At 53.7% G+C, this 17,240-nt stretch carries 17 protein-coding genes and 1 riboswitch; of the genes, 16 read left to right on the forward strand and 1 reads right to left on the reverse strand.

Features of this window, described 5'->3' with window-relative positions; all coding sequences use genetic code 11:
• Window positions 1-15: 15 nt before the first annotated feature.
• From ACFPOF_RS03880 to ACFPOF_RS03940, 13 genes are all read left to right on the forward strand, one after another.
• Complete coding sequence (locus ACFPOF_RS03880) at window positions 16-876, forward strand: DegV family protein (RefSeq protein WP_378129789.1); 861 nt, start codon at window positions 16-18, stop codon at window positions 874-876.
• A complete protein-coding gene (recG, locus tag ACFPOF_RS03885) occupies window positions 876-2,927 on the forward strand; it encodes an ATP-dependent DNA helicase RecG (protein ID WP_378129790.1) in 2,052 nt (683 codons plus the stop codon). The genes ACFPOF_RS03880 and recG overlap by 1 nt, the downstream gene beginning before the upstream one ends.
• Window positions 2,928-3,022: 95 nt before the next feature.
• A complete protein-coding gene (locus ACFPOF_RS03890) occupies window positions 3,023-3,316 on the forward strand; it encodes a stage VI sporulation protein F (protein WP_378129791.1) in 294 nt (97 codons plus the stop codon).
• 115 nt (window positions 3,317-3,431) lie between these two features.
• Window positions 3,432-3,872, forward strand: coding sequence for a hypothetical protein (locus tag ACFPOF_RS03895; protein ID WP_378129792.1), 441 nt, complete (start codon window positions 3,432-3,434; stop codon window positions 3,870-3,872).
• Window positions 3,873-4,028: 156 nt separating this feature from the next.
• Window positions 4,029-5,123 (forward strand): glycosyltransferase, encoded by a 1,095-nt coding sequence (locus ACFPOF_RS03900; protein WP_378129793.1) that lies wholly within the window; start codon window positions 4,029-4,031, stop codon window positions 5,121-5,123.
• Window positions 5,120-7,387, forward strand: a complete 2,268-nt coding sequence (locus ACFPOF_RS03905) for a methyltransferase domain-containing protein (protein WP_378129794.1) — start codon at window positions 5,120-5,122, stop codon at window positions 7,385-7,387. The genes ACFPOF_RS03900 and ACFPOF_RS03905 overlap by 4 nt, the downstream gene beginning before the upstream one ends.
• A 23-nt stretch (window positions 7,388-7,410) precedes the next feature.
• On the forward strand, window positions 7,411-8,172 hold the full coding sequence (locus tag ACFPOF_RS03910) for a TylF/MycF/NovP-related O-methyltransferase (RefSeq protein ID WP_378129795.1): 762 nt from the start codon (window positions 7,411-7,413) through the stop codon (window positions 8,170-8,172).
• Between the two features lie 13 nt (window positions 8,173-8,185).
• Window positions 8,186-9,670: a glycosyltransferase gene (locus ACFPOF_RS03915; RefSeq protein ID WP_378129796.1), complete on the forward strand. Its 1,485-nt coding sequence runs from the start codon at window positions 8,186-8,188 to the stop codon at window positions 9,668-9,670.
• Window positions 9,671-9,734: 64 nt separating this feature from the next.
• Window positions 9,735-9,847, forward strand: a riboswitch (TPP riboswitch).
• Between the two features lie 118 nt (window positions 9,848-9,965).
• The gene (locus tag ACFPOF_RS03920; protein ID WP_378130074.1) at window positions 9,966-11,033 is read left to right on the forward strand and encodes an ABC transporter substrate-binding protein; all 1,068 of its coding nucleotides are present in this window, start codon (window positions 9,966-9,968) and stop codon (window positions 11,031-11,033) included.
• Between the two features lie 43 nt (window positions 11,034-11,076).
• Window positions 11,077-11,379 (forward strand): thiamine-binding protein, encoded by a 303-nt coding sequence (locus tag ACFPOF_RS03925; RefSeq protein WP_378129798.1) that lies wholly within the window; start codon window positions 11,077-11,079, stop codon window positions 11,377-11,379.
• Entirely contained in the window at window positions 11,369-12,154 is a 786-nt protein-coding gene (locus ACFPOF_RS03930; RefSeq protein ID WP_378129800.1) for an ABC transporter permease, read from the forward strand. The genes ACFPOF_RS03925 and ACFPOF_RS03930 overlap by 11 nt, the downstream gene beginning before the upstream one ends.
• Window positions 12,151-12,954, forward strand: a complete 804-nt coding sequence (locus ACFPOF_RS03935) for an ABC transporter ATP-binding protein (protein WP_378129802.1) — start codon at window positions 12,151-12,153, stop codon at window positions 12,952-12,954. Before ACFPOF_RS03930 ends, ACFPOF_RS03935 begins: the two co-directional genes overlap by 4 nt.
• A 115-nt stretch (window positions 12,955-13,069) precedes the next feature.
• Window positions 13,070-13,438 (forward strand): 4-fold beta flower protein, encoded by a 369-nt coding sequence (locus ACFPOF_RS03940; protein ID WP_378129804.1) that lies wholly within the window; start codon window positions 13,070-13,072, stop codon window positions 13,436-13,438.
• Window positions 13,439-13,581: 143 nt separating this feature from the next.
• Here ACFPOF_RS03940 and ACFPOF_RS03945 read toward each other — a convergent pair whose 3' ends face one another.
• Window positions 13,582-13,749 carry a hypothetical protein gene (locus tag ACFPOF_RS03945; protein ID WP_378129806.1) on the reverse strand — a complete coding sequence of 56 codons (168 nt, stop codon included), beginning with the start codon at window positions 13,747-13,749 and terminating at the stop codon, window positions 13,582-13,584.
• A 124-nt stretch (window positions 13,750-13,873) separates the two neighbouring features.
• On the opposite strand from ACFPOF_RS03945, the gene ACFPOF_RS03950 reads away from it, so the two are divergent.
• The 3 genes from ACFPOF_RS03950 to ACFPOF_RS03960 form a co-directional block, all read left to right on the forward strand.
• Window positions 13,874-15,337: an ATP-binding protein gene (locus ACFPOF_RS03950; RefSeq protein ID WP_378129808.1), complete on the forward strand. Its 1,464-nt coding sequence runs from the start codon at window positions 13,874-13,876 to the stop codon at window positions 15,335-15,337.
• Window positions 15,338-15,349: 12 nt separating this feature from the next.
• The gene (locus ACFPOF_RS03955) at window positions 15,350-15,925 is read left to right on the forward strand and encodes a response regulator (protein WP_378129810.1); all 576 of its coding nucleotides are present in this window, start codon (window positions 15,350-15,352) and stop codon (window positions 15,923-15,925) included.
• Between the two features lie 186 nt (window positions 15,926-16,111).
• Window positions 16,112-17,240 (forward strand): copper amine oxidase N-terminal domain-containing protein (locus tag ACFPOF_RS03960; protein ID WP_378129812.1); only part of this gene is annotated, 1,129 nt, incomplete at its 3' end.

A 17,240-nucleotide genomic window follows, 5' to 3' on the forward strand; every position in this document is an offset into this window, starting at 1 on the left:
TGGAGGTTGTTCGTTATGGCATCTGTCGCCATCGTGACGGATAGTACGGCGGACATTCCGCTCGAGATGAGATCTGCGCTCGGCATTTCGATGGTTCCGCTCAAGGTGTTGTTCGGAGAAGAAAGTTATCTGGACAATATTACGCTTCAGCCGTTTGAATTTTATGAGAAACTGCCCAAGTTCGCCGGCATGCCTACGACTTCGCAGCCTTCGCCTGCCGATTATTTGGCCGTGTTCGAACGATTGGTTGCGGAAGGGAAATCGGTCGTATCGATTCATCTATCGGCAGCGATGAGCGGCACTTATCAATCGGCTACGATCGCCAAATCGATGCTAGACGATGGCACAGACGTGACCGTCATCGATTCCAAATCCGCTTCCTTTGGTTACGGACAATTGGTTGTCACTGCGGCCGAGATGGCGAGAGATGGCGCTTCTCCGGAAGCGATCGTTGCCGAAGTGCAGCGACTGCGCAATGAACTGAGATTGTATTTCGTTGTGGATACGCTCGAATATTTGCAAAAAGGGGGCCGTATCGGGAAGGCATCCGCCGTTCTAGGCGCCCTGTTGAATATCAAACCGATTTTATCCATCGATAAAGAAGGCGTCGTGTTCCCGTTCGATAAAGCGAGAGGCCAGAAGCGAGCATTCGCCAGAATCGTTGAAGTGCTCTCTTCCGATATCGGCAATCGGCCTGTCAACTTTACGATCGCCACGACGCCCGGGCATACCGAAGGCGCAGCGGAGCTGACGGACATGTTGAAGCGGGCGCTGGACGTCCGCGACTTCAAGGAAACGGACATCGGACCGGTTATTGGCGCGCATGCCGGACCAGGCACGATCGGGTTGTTCGTTTTTCCAATGGAGTCGGTCTAATGGCGTTGTCGCTATTTCATATCCCCATCTCCAAACTTCAAGGCGTGGGCCCTCAGAAAGCAGAGGAGCTCCACGCCTTGGGCATTTCCACCGTCGGAGCCCTCATCGAATACTATCCTTTCCGCTACGAGGATTATAGAGTTCGGGAGCTCTCGGAAGCGAAGGACGGCGAGAAAATTACCGTCCAAGGCAAAATCGCGTCATTACCCGTCGTCCAGCGATATGGCGGTAAATCCCGACTGACGTGCCGGGTAACTGTCGAATCAACGCTTGTGACCGCCGTCTGGTTTAACAGACCATTTCTGAAAGACCAACTTGTCGTCGGGCGGGAGATTACACTGACTGGCAAGTGGGACATGCGCCGCAAAAACATGACCGTCGCGGATTCTGAGTTTCCCGATCGCGGCGCGTCGAAGACAGGTACGCTTCAGCCAGTCTATTCGGTTGGCGGCAATATTACGCAAACGTTGATTCGCAAATTAATCGATAAGGCGCTCACCCAATTTGCCGGATCGATTCCAGAACTACTGCCGGAACAACTGCTTAACCGCCATGGATTGATGTCCCGCGCAGAGGCGATTTCCATCATCCATCGACCGGAAAACACGAAGTCGGGCCAAGAAGCCCGGCGCCGTATGGTGTACGAGGAGCTGTTTCTATTTCAGTTACGGCTGCAGGCTTATCGCGCGATGCACGCGAAGAAAGCGGATGGCATCGCGCACAATGTCGACAATGCTGAAATTCGTGAATTCGTAGGGCGGTTGCCGTTTGAATTGACCGATGCGCAGAAACAAGTCGTGAATGAAATTTTGCGTGACATGAAGATGGCATCCGCGATGAATCGGCTGTTGCAAGGGGACGTCGGGGCGGGCAAAACAGTGGTCGCTGCCATTGCGTTGTATGCGACGATCAAATCGGGACATCAGGGAGCGCTGATGGTGCCGACCGAAATACTTGCGGAGCAGCACGTTCGCTCGCTTGGCCGCATTTTCGAGCCTTACGGCATTCAAGTCGGATTATTGACGGGAAGTTTGACCGAACGCAAGCGCAGAGATGTGATCGCATCACTTCAGATGGGCTTGCTAGATATCGTCGTTGGCACTCACGCGCTAATTCAGGAGGACGTCTTCTTCAGAAGTCTTGGCCTCGTCGTGACGGACGAGCAGCACCGGTTCGGGGTGAACCAGCGCAGCATACTAAGGCGTAAAGGCATGAACCCGGACGTGCTGTCGATGACCGCGACGCCGATCCCACGCACGCTTGCCATTACGGTGTTCGGTGATTTGGACGTCTCGACAATTCGTGAACGGCCGAAAGGAAGAAAGCCGATCAAGACGTATTCGGTCAAGCACAATATGATGGACCGCGTGCTCGGTTTTATCCGCAAAGAGGTGCAGCAGGGTAGGCAAACCTTTTTTATTTGCCCGTTGATCGAGGAATCGGAGAAGATCGACGTACAAAATGCGATCGATCTGCATGCTCAATTGTCCCATGCGCTTCCGGAGCTTGCCGTCGGCCTGCTGCACGGCAGAATGACGTCCGCTGAGAAGGAAGCGACAATGGGGGCGTTCGCTGCCGGGGACACCGACGTGCTCGTCTCTACGACCGTTATCGAGGTCGGGGTGGATGTACCGAATGCGACATTGATGGTCGTCATGGATGCCGACCGGTTCGGTCTGTCCCAACTCCACCAATTGCGAGGCAGGGTCGGCAGGGGAGAACACCAATCGTATTGCATTCTTATTGCCGATCCGAAGTCGGAGAATGGGCAGGAGAGAATGAAAGCGATGACCGACACGGACGACGGGTTCGAAATTTCTAGACGAGATTTGGAGATTCGCGGCCCGGGCGAGTTTTTCGGCACGAGGCAGAGCGGTATGCCGGAATTCAGGATTGCTAGCCTCGTCGAAGATTTCGACGTGATGGAGATGGCCAGGGACGATGCTGCTGAACTCGCCGCGCTGCCGGAGTTCTGGACTTCCGCCGTATACGCGGGATTGAGGGAATATCTTGCACGTGACGAGAATAACCGCGAAGAACCGCTAGATTAACGCAGATGATTGTTTTCTTCGAAGGCCGGAGTGTCATTGCTCTCCATGGAGCGGCATATGATGAACCGTATAGCAGCCGAAGGAGCGTGATCATATTGACCCAGAGCTGGCAGAAGTTCGGCATTAAAGCGGAATTCGTCGAAAGAGTAAAGCTGAAAATGAAAAATCAGGCGACGAAGGAGCGGATTAAAGAACTGCTCGACGGCGTCACGAAATACGACTTACAAGATCGGACGAAAGTGCGTAGATGGGTGAAACAATTCGCTCAAATACTAAACGAACCGCTTACGGAGACGCAGGAAAATCAACTCATCAATTTCGTTATTGCCCAGAAGATCGACCCGAACAACATGCTCCATTTGATCAAATTGTACACGATGTTTAGATAGCGCTCGCCCTGCAATCGGATGAGAAATTATGCTCGTAACCTATGAGGTTTGTCCAATCAGTTAAAAGAATCGGACATACACTATACCAACTTCAAATGCGAAGGAGGTAAAATGTATGGGAACTTTTCTTGATTTACGCAGCTCGATGAACTCGAATCAGACGGGTGCGCCGATGACCCCAATTACGGCAACGCCTGTGTTGTTCGGCGTCATCGGACTTCAAACGAAAAATGTCGTGAACAAAGTCATTACATTGACGGGGATGGTGGGCGTCAGTTCGCTTGTTGTGGGCAGTACGTTTGCGATCCAAATTTGCCGCGGCACGACGGTGTACAATCCGGCGAACGTCATCTACACGATGATTCAATCGGTTCGCTTGTCCGCATTCAGTGACACCTACGCGTTTACGGCGCAAGATTTGCTCGCACCTGCAGCAGCGGAGACGATCTACTCCTCGTTCATTTTCGGCGGAAGCTTGCTCGGTCTTTTGTTTACGGGCGAACGGACCGGTCCCGAAGTGTTCTGGGGCGTGGCGGAACAAGGCGCTCCGGGCTAAACGGAGTGCGTCATTCTCGACCGGCAACGGATGTTGCCGGTTTTTTGCATGCGCGAAAAATGAGATCGCGCGACTGTCTATCCACCACCTGTCCAAGCGGAGCGATTGCCGGCGTCATAAGATGGGGCATAGGTCGGTTATATAAGGAGGAGCTGCGTGGTTACCGTCAGCTTGTGCATGATTGTTCGCGACGAAGAACAGGTGCTTGCTCGTTGTTTGGATTCCGTTGCCGACTTGGTAGATGAGATTGTCATCGTCGATACCGGTTCTGTCGATAGCACGAAAGAAATCGCCAGCAAGTATACGAAAAGGATTTACGATTTCGAGTGGATCGACGATTTCGCGGCTGCCCGCAATACATCGTTCTCTTACGCAACGATGGAGTATGTGATGTGGTTGGACGCGGACGATTATTTGAAAGACCGCGATCGCGACAAATTGCGCGAATTGAAACGAACCCTGAGCGACGAAGTCGATTCTGTCGTGATGGCCTACCATTTGCTGTTCGATGGATATGGCAACGCGATCGCCATGTCGCGCAGAAACCGGATCGTCAAACGCAGTCGGCAGTTTCGCTGGTACAACGCGGTTCACGAATATTTGTTAGTAGATGGAAATTACTATTTATCCGATATTGCGGTTTCGCACGGTCGCGTGCATACGCATACGACGAGGAATCTGGATATTCTCGAACGCAAGCTAGAGCGAGACGGAGAGCTTTTTGGCCGCGATATGCTGTATTACGCCAACGAGCTGTCCGACGCAGGCAAATTTCGCGAAGCCACAGAGCATTATGTCCGGTTTCTGGATACTGAAGCGGACTATTTCGAAGATTCATTGATGGCTTGCGCAAGACTTGCCGCATGTTATCACGAAATGAAAAACGAAGACTTGAAGCTGAAGACACTGTTGCATTCGATGGCTTATGACGTTCCGCGCGCCGATTTCTGCTGCTCGATCGGGCAGTGTTTCGCCGATAAAGAACAGTTCGACAAAGCGATTTATTGGTTTAAGCTGGCCCTCACCCAGGAAAATCCTCCGCATCATTTCGGCGTATTAAATCTGATCTGCTGGACGTGGTTCCCGCATTTCCAGTTGTGCATCTGTTACGGCATGACCGGCGAACTGGAGCTTGCGCACGCGCACAATGAGAAAGCGCTCGCCTATTTGCCCCGCGATGAGAATTTACTGCGTAACAAGGCATTGCTTGAAGCTGCGCTGGCAAGCGGCGACGGAGGCAAGGGAGTATGAAGACGAGCATTGTTCTCGTGACGCACAACCAGTTGCAAATGACGAAGCGATGTTTGTCGAGCATCAGAAAACATACGAAGGCCGATACGTACGAGATCCTTGTCGTCGACAACGCTTCGACGGACGGCACGACGCAATGGCTGAGAACGCAGACGGACGTAAAATGCAGCGAGAGAACGACGAACGAAGGATTCCCGGCAGGCTGCAACATCGGCGCAGGAATGGCTTCAGGAGACGCTATCCTTTTTCTGAACAACGATACGGTCGTTACGCCCCGCTGGATGGAGCAGATGACGGAGGCGCTCACGAGCCACCCGTCCGTCGGAGCGGTCGGTCCGCTGACGAACTATGCCGGTTACGGGCAAATGATCGAAACGTCGTACCGGACGATGGAAGAAATGCAACGGTATGCGGATTTGTTTAACCAGTCGTCCCCCGAGCATTGGGAGGAACGGATGAAGCTGATCGGCTTCTGCCTGCTCGTCTCCCGCTCCGCTTGGGAGACGGTCGGGCCGCTCGACGAAAGCTTCGGTATCGGCAACTACGAAGATGATGACTGGTCGTTCAGGGCGCGGCTCGCCGGCTACAAGCTTCTGCTTTGCAGAGATACGTTTATTCATCATGAAGGAAGCGCGTCGTTCAAACACGATAAGGCGGCTTATCGTAAAGCAATGACCGAAAATGAATCGTTGTTTTATCGCAAGTGGGGTTTTCACCCGGCGGTGTCTACGAATATCCGCGAAGATTTGCTCCGCCCGTTGCGATTGCTTAAGCCCGGCATGAGCGTGCTTGAGATCGGTTGCGGCTGCGGATCCTCTTTGCTTGAGTTGCGCAACCGACGTTCGGAGTTCCGATTGTTCGGTTACGAGAAAGAGGAGGCGCAAGCGCGCGTAGCCGCTCTGGTCGCCGAGAAAGTGTGGACGGACGATGATGAGATCGAACTTCCGTCCGGGACGAGAGGGTTCGACGTTGTCATTCTGAACGACATCATGTCCAATCCGATTCCGGTTCGACGTCTGCTTCAAGCGCATAAGCTGCTCCGCCCCGGCGGAGCGTTCGTGTCGAGCGTGCCGAACCGGCTATTCGCGGATTATGCGAAAGCGTACTTAAAGCCGGTAAATCCGGTGCCGAAGGAAGCGTTCCTCTCGATGGAGGAAGCGCAAGCGAGATTTGCCGAGAGCGGGTTCGATGAAGTCGGATTCGAGGCGATTGTGTCGAACGATAACCGGAAGCCGGACATCGACGCTTTGTGCCAATTGACCGGGGAATCGAGTAGAGAAGCGTTTATGACGATGTATTACGTCGTCACCGCGATCAAGAAATCGGCTGGTGCGAATCCGGCAACCGGGACGTCGACCAGAGTGGATCGTTCAGTTGACGACCCAGCTGCGACGGTTCGATCCGCTGTGGCGAGGCCGGTGCTTCCAGCTTCTACGTCTGGATCTACATCGGCATCTGCATCTGGTGAACCTCCGCCTCCTCCAACGGAACCGAGCGAAAGAAGGCAGTTGCCTATTACGCAAGAGGATGTCGCTTTTACCGGGGAGCGTCTCGTTTTGAGTTCGGCAGTGGCCGGCTCCCACCCCGACGTGCTGGCAGAGCACGTCTACCGCTACCGGCTGGCTCGGTCATACTGCGTCGGCAAAGCGGTGCTCGACGCGGCTTGCGGAGCGGGATACGGAACCCGAATGCTGAAAGATGGCGGCGCCGCAAAAGTGACTGGAGTCGACATCGACTTGCCGTCCGTCCAGCTTGCCGAGCGCGACTACAGCGGAGAGGGGATCTCATTCCAGCAAGATGACGTCTTGCATTTGCCGTTCGCTAACGAATCGTTCGATGTCGTCGTGTCTTTCGAGACGATCGAACACGTTCCCGACGGTGCTGCTTGGCTGCGCGAAGCTGCACGCGTGCTGAAGCCCGGCGGAACGCTGATTGTCTCGACGCCGAATCGGGACGTGACCAACCCGGATCGCCTATTCGGTCAGCAAGTTCGCAATCCTTATCACGCGTTCGAATATAGCCTCGGCGAATTCGTCGGGGAACTGGCGGCGCTTTATGATATTGAGGCGCTATACGGCCAAACATTTTTCGGGCCGCAAGGACGCGTCGTTCCAGAACTTGCCGACATCGCCGACTCCGTCGGAGACGAAAAGGATATGGCCGGCTATAACATCGCAGGAGGGCGGACATATGCGCCAGCCGCGTTAAGCCGAATGAAAAACGCCAAGCCTCTTTATGTCATAGCTGTATGCTGCAAAAAATGAATGGAAGGGAGCCGTATGGCGTCATGCATACACCGAAGCCGATGATGGCCGCGATCGCCCGCCATCATTCCAAGCAGGATCGGCACGCCCATCGGCTGGCCGAGAAAACGTTCAGGGCGTCGCAGACGTCTTTGATCAACAAGCTTGAAGCTTTTCCGCGCTTCGCGACGAAAAGAAGCGTAGCAAGGTTTCTCGCCCGCTACGAAATTTATAAGGAACTGCTGCATGTCAACGGCAGTATCGTCGAGTGCGGCGTGTTTAACGGGGCGGGATTTTTCTCTTGGGCACAGTTTGCGAATATTTTCGAACCGTCAAACCATTCACGCAAAATTATCGGCTTCGATACGTTCGAGGGCTTCCCTTCGTTATCCGGCGAGGATGAGGACGAGCGCAAGACGTTCACGGCGGGCGACATGCGAGGCGACACGGCTGACCAGTTGCGCGCTTCGATCGGCAAATACGATGCGGAGCGCCATCTGTCGCATATTCCGAACGCGGAAATCGTGCAAGGCGACTTCATGGAGACTGCGGAGTCGTATGTTGCCGCCCATCCGCATTTGCTGGTCGCGCTGCTGTATTTGGACTTCGATTTGTTCGAACCGACGCGAAAGGCGCTTGAACTGTTCTTGCCCCGCATGCCGAAAGGGGCGATCGTCTGTTTCGACGAGTTGAATTGCGAAGCCTTCCCGGGCGAGACGGCGGCGCTGCTGGAGATGCTTCCGATACGCCATTGCGAGCTGCGGCGTTTCCCTTTCGATCCTTGGATTTCGTATATGAAGCTGTAAGGAGGAACGGCGAATGGATGAGCGTCAGCCGGCAAGCGGCGATTCGCGCTGGTTCGAATTCGGAGAAGGCGCGACGGTCGAAAGCCCGGGACTTGCGTACGGAGAGAAAGAAATTTCGATCGGCCGACAGGCGATCGTCAGTTCGGGGCATCGACTGATCGTCGCGACGCCGGGCGGAGGAGCGAAGCCGAAAATCGTTATCGGCGACGGCGTGCAAGCGGATATCGGGCTGATCGTAACCGCGGACGACCGCGTTGAACTGGAGCGATCCGTCTGGTGCGGGCCGCACGTTATTTTGTCGGACAGAGGACCGGAATACCGCAAAACCGGCTTACCTATCAGCATGCAAGGAAGCCAGGTGTTGGGTGGTCGACGTGGTCTCCTTATTGGAGAAGGGAGCTACATCGGCGCCCATGCGGTTATCGAAGGTCCATTTACGATCGGAAAAGGGTGTTTCGTTGCGGCGGGAAGTTCCGTGCGCGGAGACGTCCCGGACTATAGCGTCGTAGAAGGCGTGCCGGCCAAAGTGACGGAGATGTTCGATACGGAGGCGGAAGATTGGATCGAGATCGGCACGGAGGCCGATGTTGCTGCGGTGTTGAGCCGAAGGCGGGAGCGTCCTCTGCTTTCCATCTGTATTCCGACCTACAATCGCAGCAGGGAACTCGTCGAATGTTTGGAGACAACGCTGCCGCAGACGAGTGCGAACGGCATCGTCGAAGTGTGCGTATCGGATAACGCCTCCGACGATGCGACACCGGCTGTTCTGGCGGAATTCTCGGCACGCTATCCGCAATTGCGGGTCGTGCGGCAACCGTCCAATATTGGCGGGGAACGAAATTACTTGGAAATCGTGAAGTTCGCGCGAGGCAAATACGCCAAGCTGCACGGAGACGACGATTATTTCGTGCCGGGCGCGGTGCAACCGATCTTGTATGCGTTACTGAGCCGCCGAACCCGATTTCTGTTCATCGACGTGTTGCGCAGCGACGGAACGGTCGAAGTGCTGGAAGGGATGGAGGCGCTGTTACGCGAGTTGTCATTGGCCAGCGGCTTCATTACGTCGATCGTCGTCGACCGGGAAGCGCTGCTTAGTTTGCCGGAACCTGATCGTTTCATCGGCACAAGCTTGAATCATATTTACTGGCTGTATGCGTTGCTTGAACAGGATCCGAGCTTCAGCATGCTGAAGCTGTCAATGTTCCGATATGCATTTAACGCGCCCCGCGGCTACAATTACGGTGATGTCGCGATCCGGGGGTATTTGGAAATTTTACGGCATTTCGTAGGCAAAGGCCTTTCGGAGGCGGCATACGTCGCGGAGAAGAAGACGTTGCTCGACAAGTTCGTGCTGCCGCGCTTGGAGATGATGATCGATGTCGGGTTCGACTTCGATTACGAGGGTTTCGTGGAAGTGTTCGCGGCGCATTATGAGAACGAACCGTATTACGCGGAATATTTGGCGGAAGTCGAGAGAATTTTGGCCAGGCGACCGTAAAACATAGACAACAGGGAACCATCTGCTATAATAAGGATTGCGAGTAGCGGGTTTCGAACAATCGAATACGCCCCGGGGGAGCTGGAGAAGGCCGGCTGAGAGTGCATCCCATCGAAGATGCAGACCCTTATACCTGATCTGGTTAATGCCAGCGTAGGAAGGTGGGAACATGGCGGATAGTCCGTCGTGTATTTTGTCCGTTTATATTTTCTTATGGACGCCCTCCGGAATCGGGGGGCGTTTTTTATTGCCGGAATACGACCTCGACAGCATGCAAGAGAGAGGGAGATTGGAGATGGCAAGCAAGTTTCGGTTTGGCAAAGGATTGGCGGTAACGGCGCTCGCGGGGGTGCTTCTGGCGGGATGCGGCGGCAACGGCAATAGCGGCAGCGGAGACGGCAAAGGAAACGTTTCGTCGCCTCAAGCGAGTCCTTCCGCCGCGGCCGGTGGGGCCAGCGCTAATAATTTGGGGGAAGTGACGCTCGTGCTCGATTGGACTCCGAACACGAACCATACGGGGCTTTACGTCGCGAGAGACAAAGGGTATTGGGAGAAATACGGGCTTAAAGTCAAAATCGAGCAACCGCCCGAAGCGGGCGCAAGCGCCCTCGTCGCAGCCGGGACGGCCGAGTTCGGCGTCGGTGCGCAAGAGAGTATGATATTGGCAAGAGAACAAGGATTGCCGCTTGTGTCTATTGCTCCGATTATTCAGCACAACACGTCGGGTTTCGCGTCTCCGGCCGACCGCGGCATCAAGGAGCCGAAAGATTTTGAAGGCAAGTCGTACGGGGGCTGGGGTTCTCCCGCCGAGCATGCGGTGATCGAATCGCTGATGAATGTGCAGAAAGCGGACGTAAACAAAGTGAACTTCGTCAGCGCGGGTACGGCCGACTTCTTCACTGCGGTGAAGAAAGGAATCGACTTCGAATGGATCTTTTACGGCTGGACGGGTATTGAGGCGGAGCTTCGCAAAGAGCCGGTCAACATGGTTTATTTGACCGATTACAGCAAGCAGTTGGATTACTATACGCCGCTTCTGCTCACGAACGAGAAGTTGATCAAAGAGAAACCGGAAGTCGTTCGCGCATTTTTGGCGGGAGCATCCGAAGGCTACAACTTCGCAATCGATCATCCGGAAGAGGCTGCCGACGTCTTGATCAAAGCCGAGCCGGAGATCAACGCGGAGCTCGTGAAAGCGAGCCAGAAGTGGCTCAGCCCGAAATACAAAGACGACGCGCCGCGTTGGGGCGAGCAAAAAAGAGAAGTGTGGTCCGGATATGGAGATTGGCTGAAGCAGAACGGCTTGATGAAAGCTGATTTGAACTATGACGACATGTTTACGACGGAATTTCTGCCGAAATAATGGGACCTAACGGTATTTACACGAACGAGAGGAGAATTCGCGTATGGCTCAAGCACTGCTCAGCATTCAAATTATGCCAAAAGTAAAGCCGGGAGAAGACGTTATCCCTTACGTGGACAAGGCGATTTCTATCATTAAAGCGTCAGGCGTCGCTTATCGCGTCGGCCCGATGGAGACGACGATGGAAGGCGATCTCGATACGTTGATCGGCATCGTAAAGGACATGAATGCGGCAATGTTCGAAGCGGGGAGCCCGTCCGTCCTTTCCCAGATCAAGCTGCTCGTAGACGCCGCAGAAGGCGCGTCGATGGGCAAGCTGCTGCAGAAGTATCCCGATGGGCAATAAAACCGTTCGTTCCTTCCTGCTGCCTGTCGTCGCTTTGGTTGTCTTCGTCGGCCTCTGGCAGGCGGTCTGCGCTGTTTTCTCGATTAAGACGTTCACGCTGCCGGCGCCTTCAGCCATCGCTGTCTCGATGTATGACGATTCGGCCATTTTGTGGAAGCAGGTGCTCTCGACGGCTTATCTTGCTTTCGTCGGTCTTGTGCTCGGCGTCGTCATCGGCATTGCCGTCGGTATTTTCCTACATGTAGTACCGTTATTGCGCGAGGCGTTATCGCCTATGCTTGTCCTGTCTCAAAATATACCGCTTATCGCGCTCGGACCTTTGCTTATGATCTGGTTCGGTTTCGGATGGACGCCGAAGCTGATTCTGCTCGTTCTCGTGTCTTTCTTCCCGGTGGCGCTGTCGATGCTCGTCGGACTTCGCCAATCGGAGCCGCATTTGCGGGAGTATTTGGACATGATCGGAGCTTCGCGATGGGAGATGTTGATCCGGCTAGAGTTTCCCGGCGCATTGACGTATTTCTTCTCTGGGCTGCGCATCGCCGCAACGTACGTCGTCTCGTCGGCGCTCGTCGCTGAGTGGCTCGGCGCGAACAAGGGTATCGGCTATTATTTGAAGCTGAATTCGAACGGTTTCGATCAGCCGGGCGTGTTCGGCTCGATTGTATGCGTCGTAGCGCTGAGTCTATTGTTCTATTATTCCGCTGTCATCGCAGAACGGCTCATCATCCGCTGGCGTCCCCGCAGCAAGGGCGAATGGAAGGGGGCGGCCGAATGAGCGAGCACAACAACAGTCTCGAGCGAGAGGGTAACTCCCCTATGCTCGAAGTTCAAGGCTTGTCCAAAGTTTACATGAGGGGCAAAGAACGTTTTCAGGTGCTTGATAACGTTTCGCTGACGGTCGGCGAAGGCGAGTTCGTGTCAATTATCGGTCCTTCAGGGAGCGGCAAGTCGACGTTGTTCCGGCTTATAGGCGGCGTCGAGAAACCGGATCAGGGAAGTATTCGCATAGCGGGCCAAGAGACGGCAGGGCGGCGCGGTCTCATCAGCTACATGCCGCAACAGGCTGCTCTTTTTCCTTGGCTGACGGTGGCCGATAACGTGTCGACCGCCCTTATGACGGCCGGGGCACCCAAAAAAGAGGCGAAGGAACAAGCGTTAGCATGGCTCGCGCGTATTCGTCTCGACGATGTGGCTGGGGCGTACCCGCATCTATTGTCCGGCGGCATGCAGCAACGAGTATCGTTTCTGCGCGCCTTGCTCATGAAACGGGACGTCATGTGCCTGGACGAGCCGTTCGCCGCGTTGGACGCGTTGACGCGCTCGGAAATGCAGCGCTGGCTGCTTGAATTGTGGGAGAGCGACAGACGTTCCGTTCTGTTCGTCACGCACAGCATTGAGGAAGCGTTGATGCTGTCAGACCGGTTGTACGTGTTGTCTCCGGCGCCGGCGAAAGTGCTGAAGGAAATGATCGTTCCGTTCGCGCGGCCGCGCCGTTCTGACGTCTGGAAGGAGCGGGAGTTCGTCGAGTTAAAGCAGGAAGTGCTTGCTTTGCTTGGAGCAGAGTTTCCGGATTAAGTGCGGCGGTGTGTACTGCCGGGTTGTTAGGCGGAGGAACAAGGGGCCGGAACTTGCAATAATCACCGCGTTGGGAATCCATGGTATAATGGTTCAAAAACGCGGAGGGATCGCGATGAGCGACTGGTATTTCGACAGATTCGGACAGGCTGCGTTTGTCGTTGCCGACGGCGACCGGTTCGTGAGCAAGAACGGACGCAACCTAGGCTGGCTTTATCAAGACAATCAAGTGTTTTCGCTGACGGGTCAACCGCTCGGTTGGCTGGACAAAGGGGTGCTGAGAGACCGTTCGGGGAGCGTTGTCGCTTTCTCGCGGTCGGGCAGCGCCTCTTTGTCATCCATACCAGGTACGAGCGGTGCCCCAGGCTCGCCTTCTATCCCCGGCCGTCCGGCCAAGCCGGGCTTTGCCGGGTCGGTAAGCGATCCAGGCAAAGGCGGATGGGGGAGCAAGACGATCCGGGAGTTTTTCGGCACGGATGTATGACTGGTATCAAAAACAAGACCGAGCCTACGACGCTCGGTCTTGTTTTTGATTATTGTGACTGAATTCATGATTAGTCATAGGTCCAATCACACATCTCATCGTCCTATCCGCCATACTATACTTAAAGCAGACCGTTCAAACGATTACATTTCGGGTTTGGCTTCCGGCTTTGCTGCCTCGTGTTTGACTTTGCTTACGACTTTGGCCATCTCGGGTTTGGCTTCCGGTTTGGCGGCGACAGCGGAGACGGCTGCCCCCAGGACCAAACTTGCGCCCAGCAACGTCGACATCACGATTTTTCCTTTTTTCATCAAGAACACGCTCCTCGGTTTTAATCAAATCAGGTTTCATTCCCTTGCTACATTTCGAATTATATTTGAGGTCGGCGTCATCGGTAAGGATGAACTTTTTTCACCCCTTTCGGAGGAACTCGCTATGGTCATTTTATACTGCGGCATGTTTTTGTCCTTGTGGACGATCGGAACGGTCATGCTCGTGAATAACCGGAGAAATGCTTATACGCGGTGGTTCGGCACCCTTCTCATCATCACAGGCTTTGCGAGCTTCTCCGTCGTGATGAATATGGAGGTTCTTCCGTGGATGCGGGAATCGTTCCAATCCCCCCGCCTTATAGAGACCTTAAGGATATTCACCATCGTCGGATGGGGGACGGAGTATCACTTTTTGCCATACCTCTTCTTGATGTGTGCTCTTGTATTCACCCGGCTTTTTTCCAGAAGGTCGATCCTGTTCTTCAGTCTTGTATTTATTATACCGATCGCGGTTTATCTGCTTACCGTCCCGCCGATGTATCCCGAGGCTCAATTGGGCCATCCCTATTTTCGGATCCTGTCCGGTGCTTATTTCATAATTAGCCTGGTCATATACTGGCTGCGCTATGTTACCGAGAAAAATCCCGATCATAAGAAAAACAGCTTCAGGACTTCCTTGGTCGTAACCTTATGCATTTCTTTTCTCTATACTACGGATTATTACGGCATCGATTATTTCCTCATTGGCCGAAGCGGCCTGGAGATCGTGAGCAATGACTTATGGCGGTTTAACTTCGTGGTCGTGATCCTGTTCGCGCTGTTATTCGTCTATTACGGGATGAGATACGGATTTATGGGGATAAAGCTGAGGATCGAGCAGCAAAAGATCGATTATTCGATGAGAAACTTAACGCAAGGCGCGCTCATTCTCAACCATACATTGAAAAATGAAGTTCAGAAAATCAACTACTTAAGCAGCCGGATGAAAAGCACGGTCGCTAATCATGACATGGAAGAAACGTTGCGCAATCTGGCCAGCCTGGATCAAGTAGCCGAGCATATTCTCGATATGATGAGCAGGATCAAAGAAAAAACGGACGATATCGTTCTTAATGAACAAGAGCACCGCATGGAAAATTTGCTTGCCTATTGCCTGGATTCGATTGCGCCTGTTCTGACTTCGAAAAATGTGGCGGTCGAATGTGAATTTACGGCGGATCCCTTTGTGTTATGCGATGCCGCCCACGTCAGGGAAGTGTTGAACAACCTCATGAAAAACGCGGTTGATGCGGTTGAACCGGGTAAAGGGAAGCTTATCGTCTCCATGCTTGAAGCAAAAAGGGGTATCATCATCGGGGTCAAAGACAACGGGGCGGGAATCTCGGCGGAGAATGCGGCTAGAATCTTCGATCCGTTCTTCACTACCAAGAAAGGCAGCAATAATTACGGACTAGGACTGAATTACAGTTATGGCGTCATGCTCAAGCATGGCGGTTCCATTCGCCTTGTCGAGACGGAGCCGGGCAAAGGTACATGGATGGAGATTCGGTTTCCGGCGAGACGCGTACGATTCATGGATATATCCGCGGCGAAGAGACAAACAGCCTTTGCAATCGGCAGAAATTGAGGGTGAGTCCATATGGAAAAAGCGATCAAAGTCATGCTTGTAGAGGATGACCCGTTCTGGCGGGACACTTTTGCGACGGATCTCGATAAAGAATCGGACTTGCGCGTCGTTGCGGCTGCGGCCACTAAGCAGGAGGCGCTGCAAGCGGCCAAGATGACACAAGTAGATGTCGCGCTAATGGACATCAACTTAACGGAAAATCAGCTCGACGGCTTGGAGATCACGAAAGAATTGATGCTATTAACCGATTTTCGCATCAAAATCATCATGCTGACTTCGTTGACGGATAAAGAGGTGATCATCAAGGCATTTCAGAACGGGGCTGTCAATTATATCAACAAATCGAACTTCGGGGATATCGTCGGCGCGATCCGGGCAGCGGTCACCGAGCAGTCTTCGATTCATCCGGACGCCGCTACCGCGATGCGGGAGGAAATCCGGCTGATGCTCCTCACCCCGTCCGAGCGGCAAGTTCACGACCTTAAGGAGAAAGGGTACAACCGGACGCAAATCTCCGAAGTGCTGCACAAATCCTTGAACACGATCAAAACGCAAGTGAGAAGCATCAGGATGAAGCTCTTGAAATAAAGCGCGAGTTCTAGATAAACCGTCGAGTTGAAGCCTGGAGGTGTGCCTCCGGGCTTCTTTTTTTGCAGCTCCAAGGGTGAAGAAAGTTCAGCCTCCCTCGCTATCCCTGCACCTTCTATAATCTGATTTGTGGAGAAGGCACGCCCTCCACGGATTCGAAGAATGGATGAGGAGATGTTGAAAGTGATGTCTATTTTACGTAATAAAATGCAATCGGTATTCATCAGTTCAGTTCTGGCTGGAGTGTTCGCATTTACCGGCAGCGCGTCTGCCTTTGGCGAGACAACGCCTACGGGCGCCGAAATCAAGGAGTTCAGTCTGTTGGATACGGCTTCCGACATCGTCGGCGCAGCTGACTTCAAGCCGGAGGGCAATAAGGATGGCCACTTCAAGCTATTGCTGAGCTTAGCGCAGAAAACGGTCATTAATGCGATTGTGCTTCGCTCTACCGATGATTACGGCAAGGATAATTTTCAGGGAGTGTGGAGAACAAACCGCGCCACCACGGGTTGGTTGCTCGGTATCGTCCAGGATAAAACGGTAACGACATCAAGCGGCACCACTCATGAAAGTGTGATCATTAACCCGGGTTTTCGAAAAGATGTAAAGGAGCCTGTCGGCGAGTTCAATGGTGAGCTTACATTCGACTTGTATGCCAGCAACAACGGGACGATTAAGGAATCGCAATATTATGTGTTGGAAATCGAGACACCGCAAGGTACGATTGTTTCCCAACCGATTAAATATAATAAGCCGATGAAATCTGAAAGGTCTACAACCTCGCCTGCACCAGTTCCGACACAGCCTGCACCGACTCCGAGTCCTGCTCCGACTCCGAGTCCTGCTCCGACTCCAAGTCCTGCACCGACGCCGAGCCCTGCTCCGTCCCCTGCGGATGGATCGAAAGATATTGCGATCCATGTACTTTTCAAAGGGACAGAGCTTCAATTTGACGATGAGCAGCCTATCTTGAAAGACGGTCGCACGCTGGTCCCATTCCGCAAACTGTTTGAAACGCTAGGATTTACGGTGAAATGGGTAGAAGAGGGGGCAGTCAAGAAGGCGGTCGGAACCAAGGATGGCCTTTCCATCGAATTGACGATCAATAATAAGAATGCCATCGTAAACGGAAAAGTGGTCGCTCTGGACGTACCTGCTCAGATCATTGACGGTCGTACGATGGTGCCGTTGCGCTTCGTGTCGGAGAATAGCGGACTCAAAGTTTCCTTTTCCAGCAGCGCAAATGTTTTGACGATTCGGATCGAGGACGCCGCCCCTGGCACGAATCCGGGTCCAACACCGACTCCGACACCAA

It is taken from the genome of Cohnella soli, assembly GCF_042655525.1.
GTDB lineage: Bacteria > Bacillota > Bacilli > Paenibacillales > Paenibacillaceae > Cohnella > Cohnella soli.

What these genes read in the sequence shown, in the direction of transcription:
- ACFPOF_RS03955 (WP_378129810.1), top strand. Translation starts at nt 15,350, where the DNA reads ATGGAAAAAGCGATCAAAGTCATGCTTGTAGAGGATGACCCGTTCTGG.
- ACFPOF_RS03940 (WP_378129804.1), top strand. Translation starts at nt 13,070, where the DNA reads ATGAGCGACTGGTATTTCGACAGATTCGGACAGGCTGCGTTTGTCGTT.
- ACFPOF_RS03915 (WP_378129796.1), top strand. Translation starts at nt 8,186, where the DNA reads ATGGATGAGCGTCAGCCGGCAAGCGGCGATTCGCGCTGGTTCGAATTC.
- ACFPOF_RS03905 (WP_378129794.1), top strand. Translation starts at nt 5,120, where the DNA reads ATGAAGACGAGCATTGTTCTCGTGACGCACAACCAGTTGCAAATGACG.
- ACFPOF_RS03950 (WP_378129808.1), top strand. Translation starts at nt 13,874, where the DNA reads ATGGTCATTTTATACTGCGGCATGTTTTTGTCCTTGTGGACGATCGGA.
- ACFPOF_RS03935 (WP_378129802.1), top strand. Translation starts at nt 12,151, where the DNA reads ATGAGCGAGCACAACAACAGTCTCGAGCGAGAGGGTAACTCCCCTATG.
- recG (WP_378129790.1), top strand. Translation starts at nt 876, where the DNA reads ATGGCGTTGTCGCTATTTCATATCCCCATCTCCAAACTTCAAGGCGTG.
- ACFPOF_RS03920 (WP_378130074.1), top strand. Translation starts at nt 9,966, where the DNA reads ATGGCAAGCAAGTTTCGGTTTGGCAAAGGATTGGCGGTAACGGCGCTC.
- ACFPOF_RS03895 (WP_378129792.1), top strand. Translation starts at nt 3,432, where the DNA reads ATGGGAACTTTTCTTGATTTACGCAGCTCGATGAACTCGAATCAGACG.
- ACFPOF_RS03925 (WP_378129798.1), top strand. Translation starts at nt 11,077, where the DNA reads ATGGCTCAAGCACTGCTCAGCATTCAAATTATGCCAAAAGTAAAGCCG.
- ACFPOF_RS03910 (WP_378129795.1), top strand. Translation starts at nt 7,411, where the DNA reads ATGCATACACCGAAGCCGATGATGGCCGCGATCGCCCGCCATCATTCC.
- ACFPOF_RS03930 (WP_378129800.1), top strand. Translation starts at nt 11,369, where the DNA reads ATGGGCAATAAAACCGTTCGTTCCTTCCTGCTGCCTGTCGTCGCTTTG.
- ACFPOF_RS03880 (WP_378129789.1), top strand. Translation starts at nt 16, where the DNA reads ATGGCATCTGTCGCCATCGTGACGGATAGTACGGCGGACATTCCGCTC.
- ACFPOF_RS03945 (WP_378129806.1), bottom strand. Translation starts at nt 13,749, where the DNA reads ATGAAAAAAGGAAAAATCGTGATGTCGACGTTGCTGGGCGCAAGTTTG.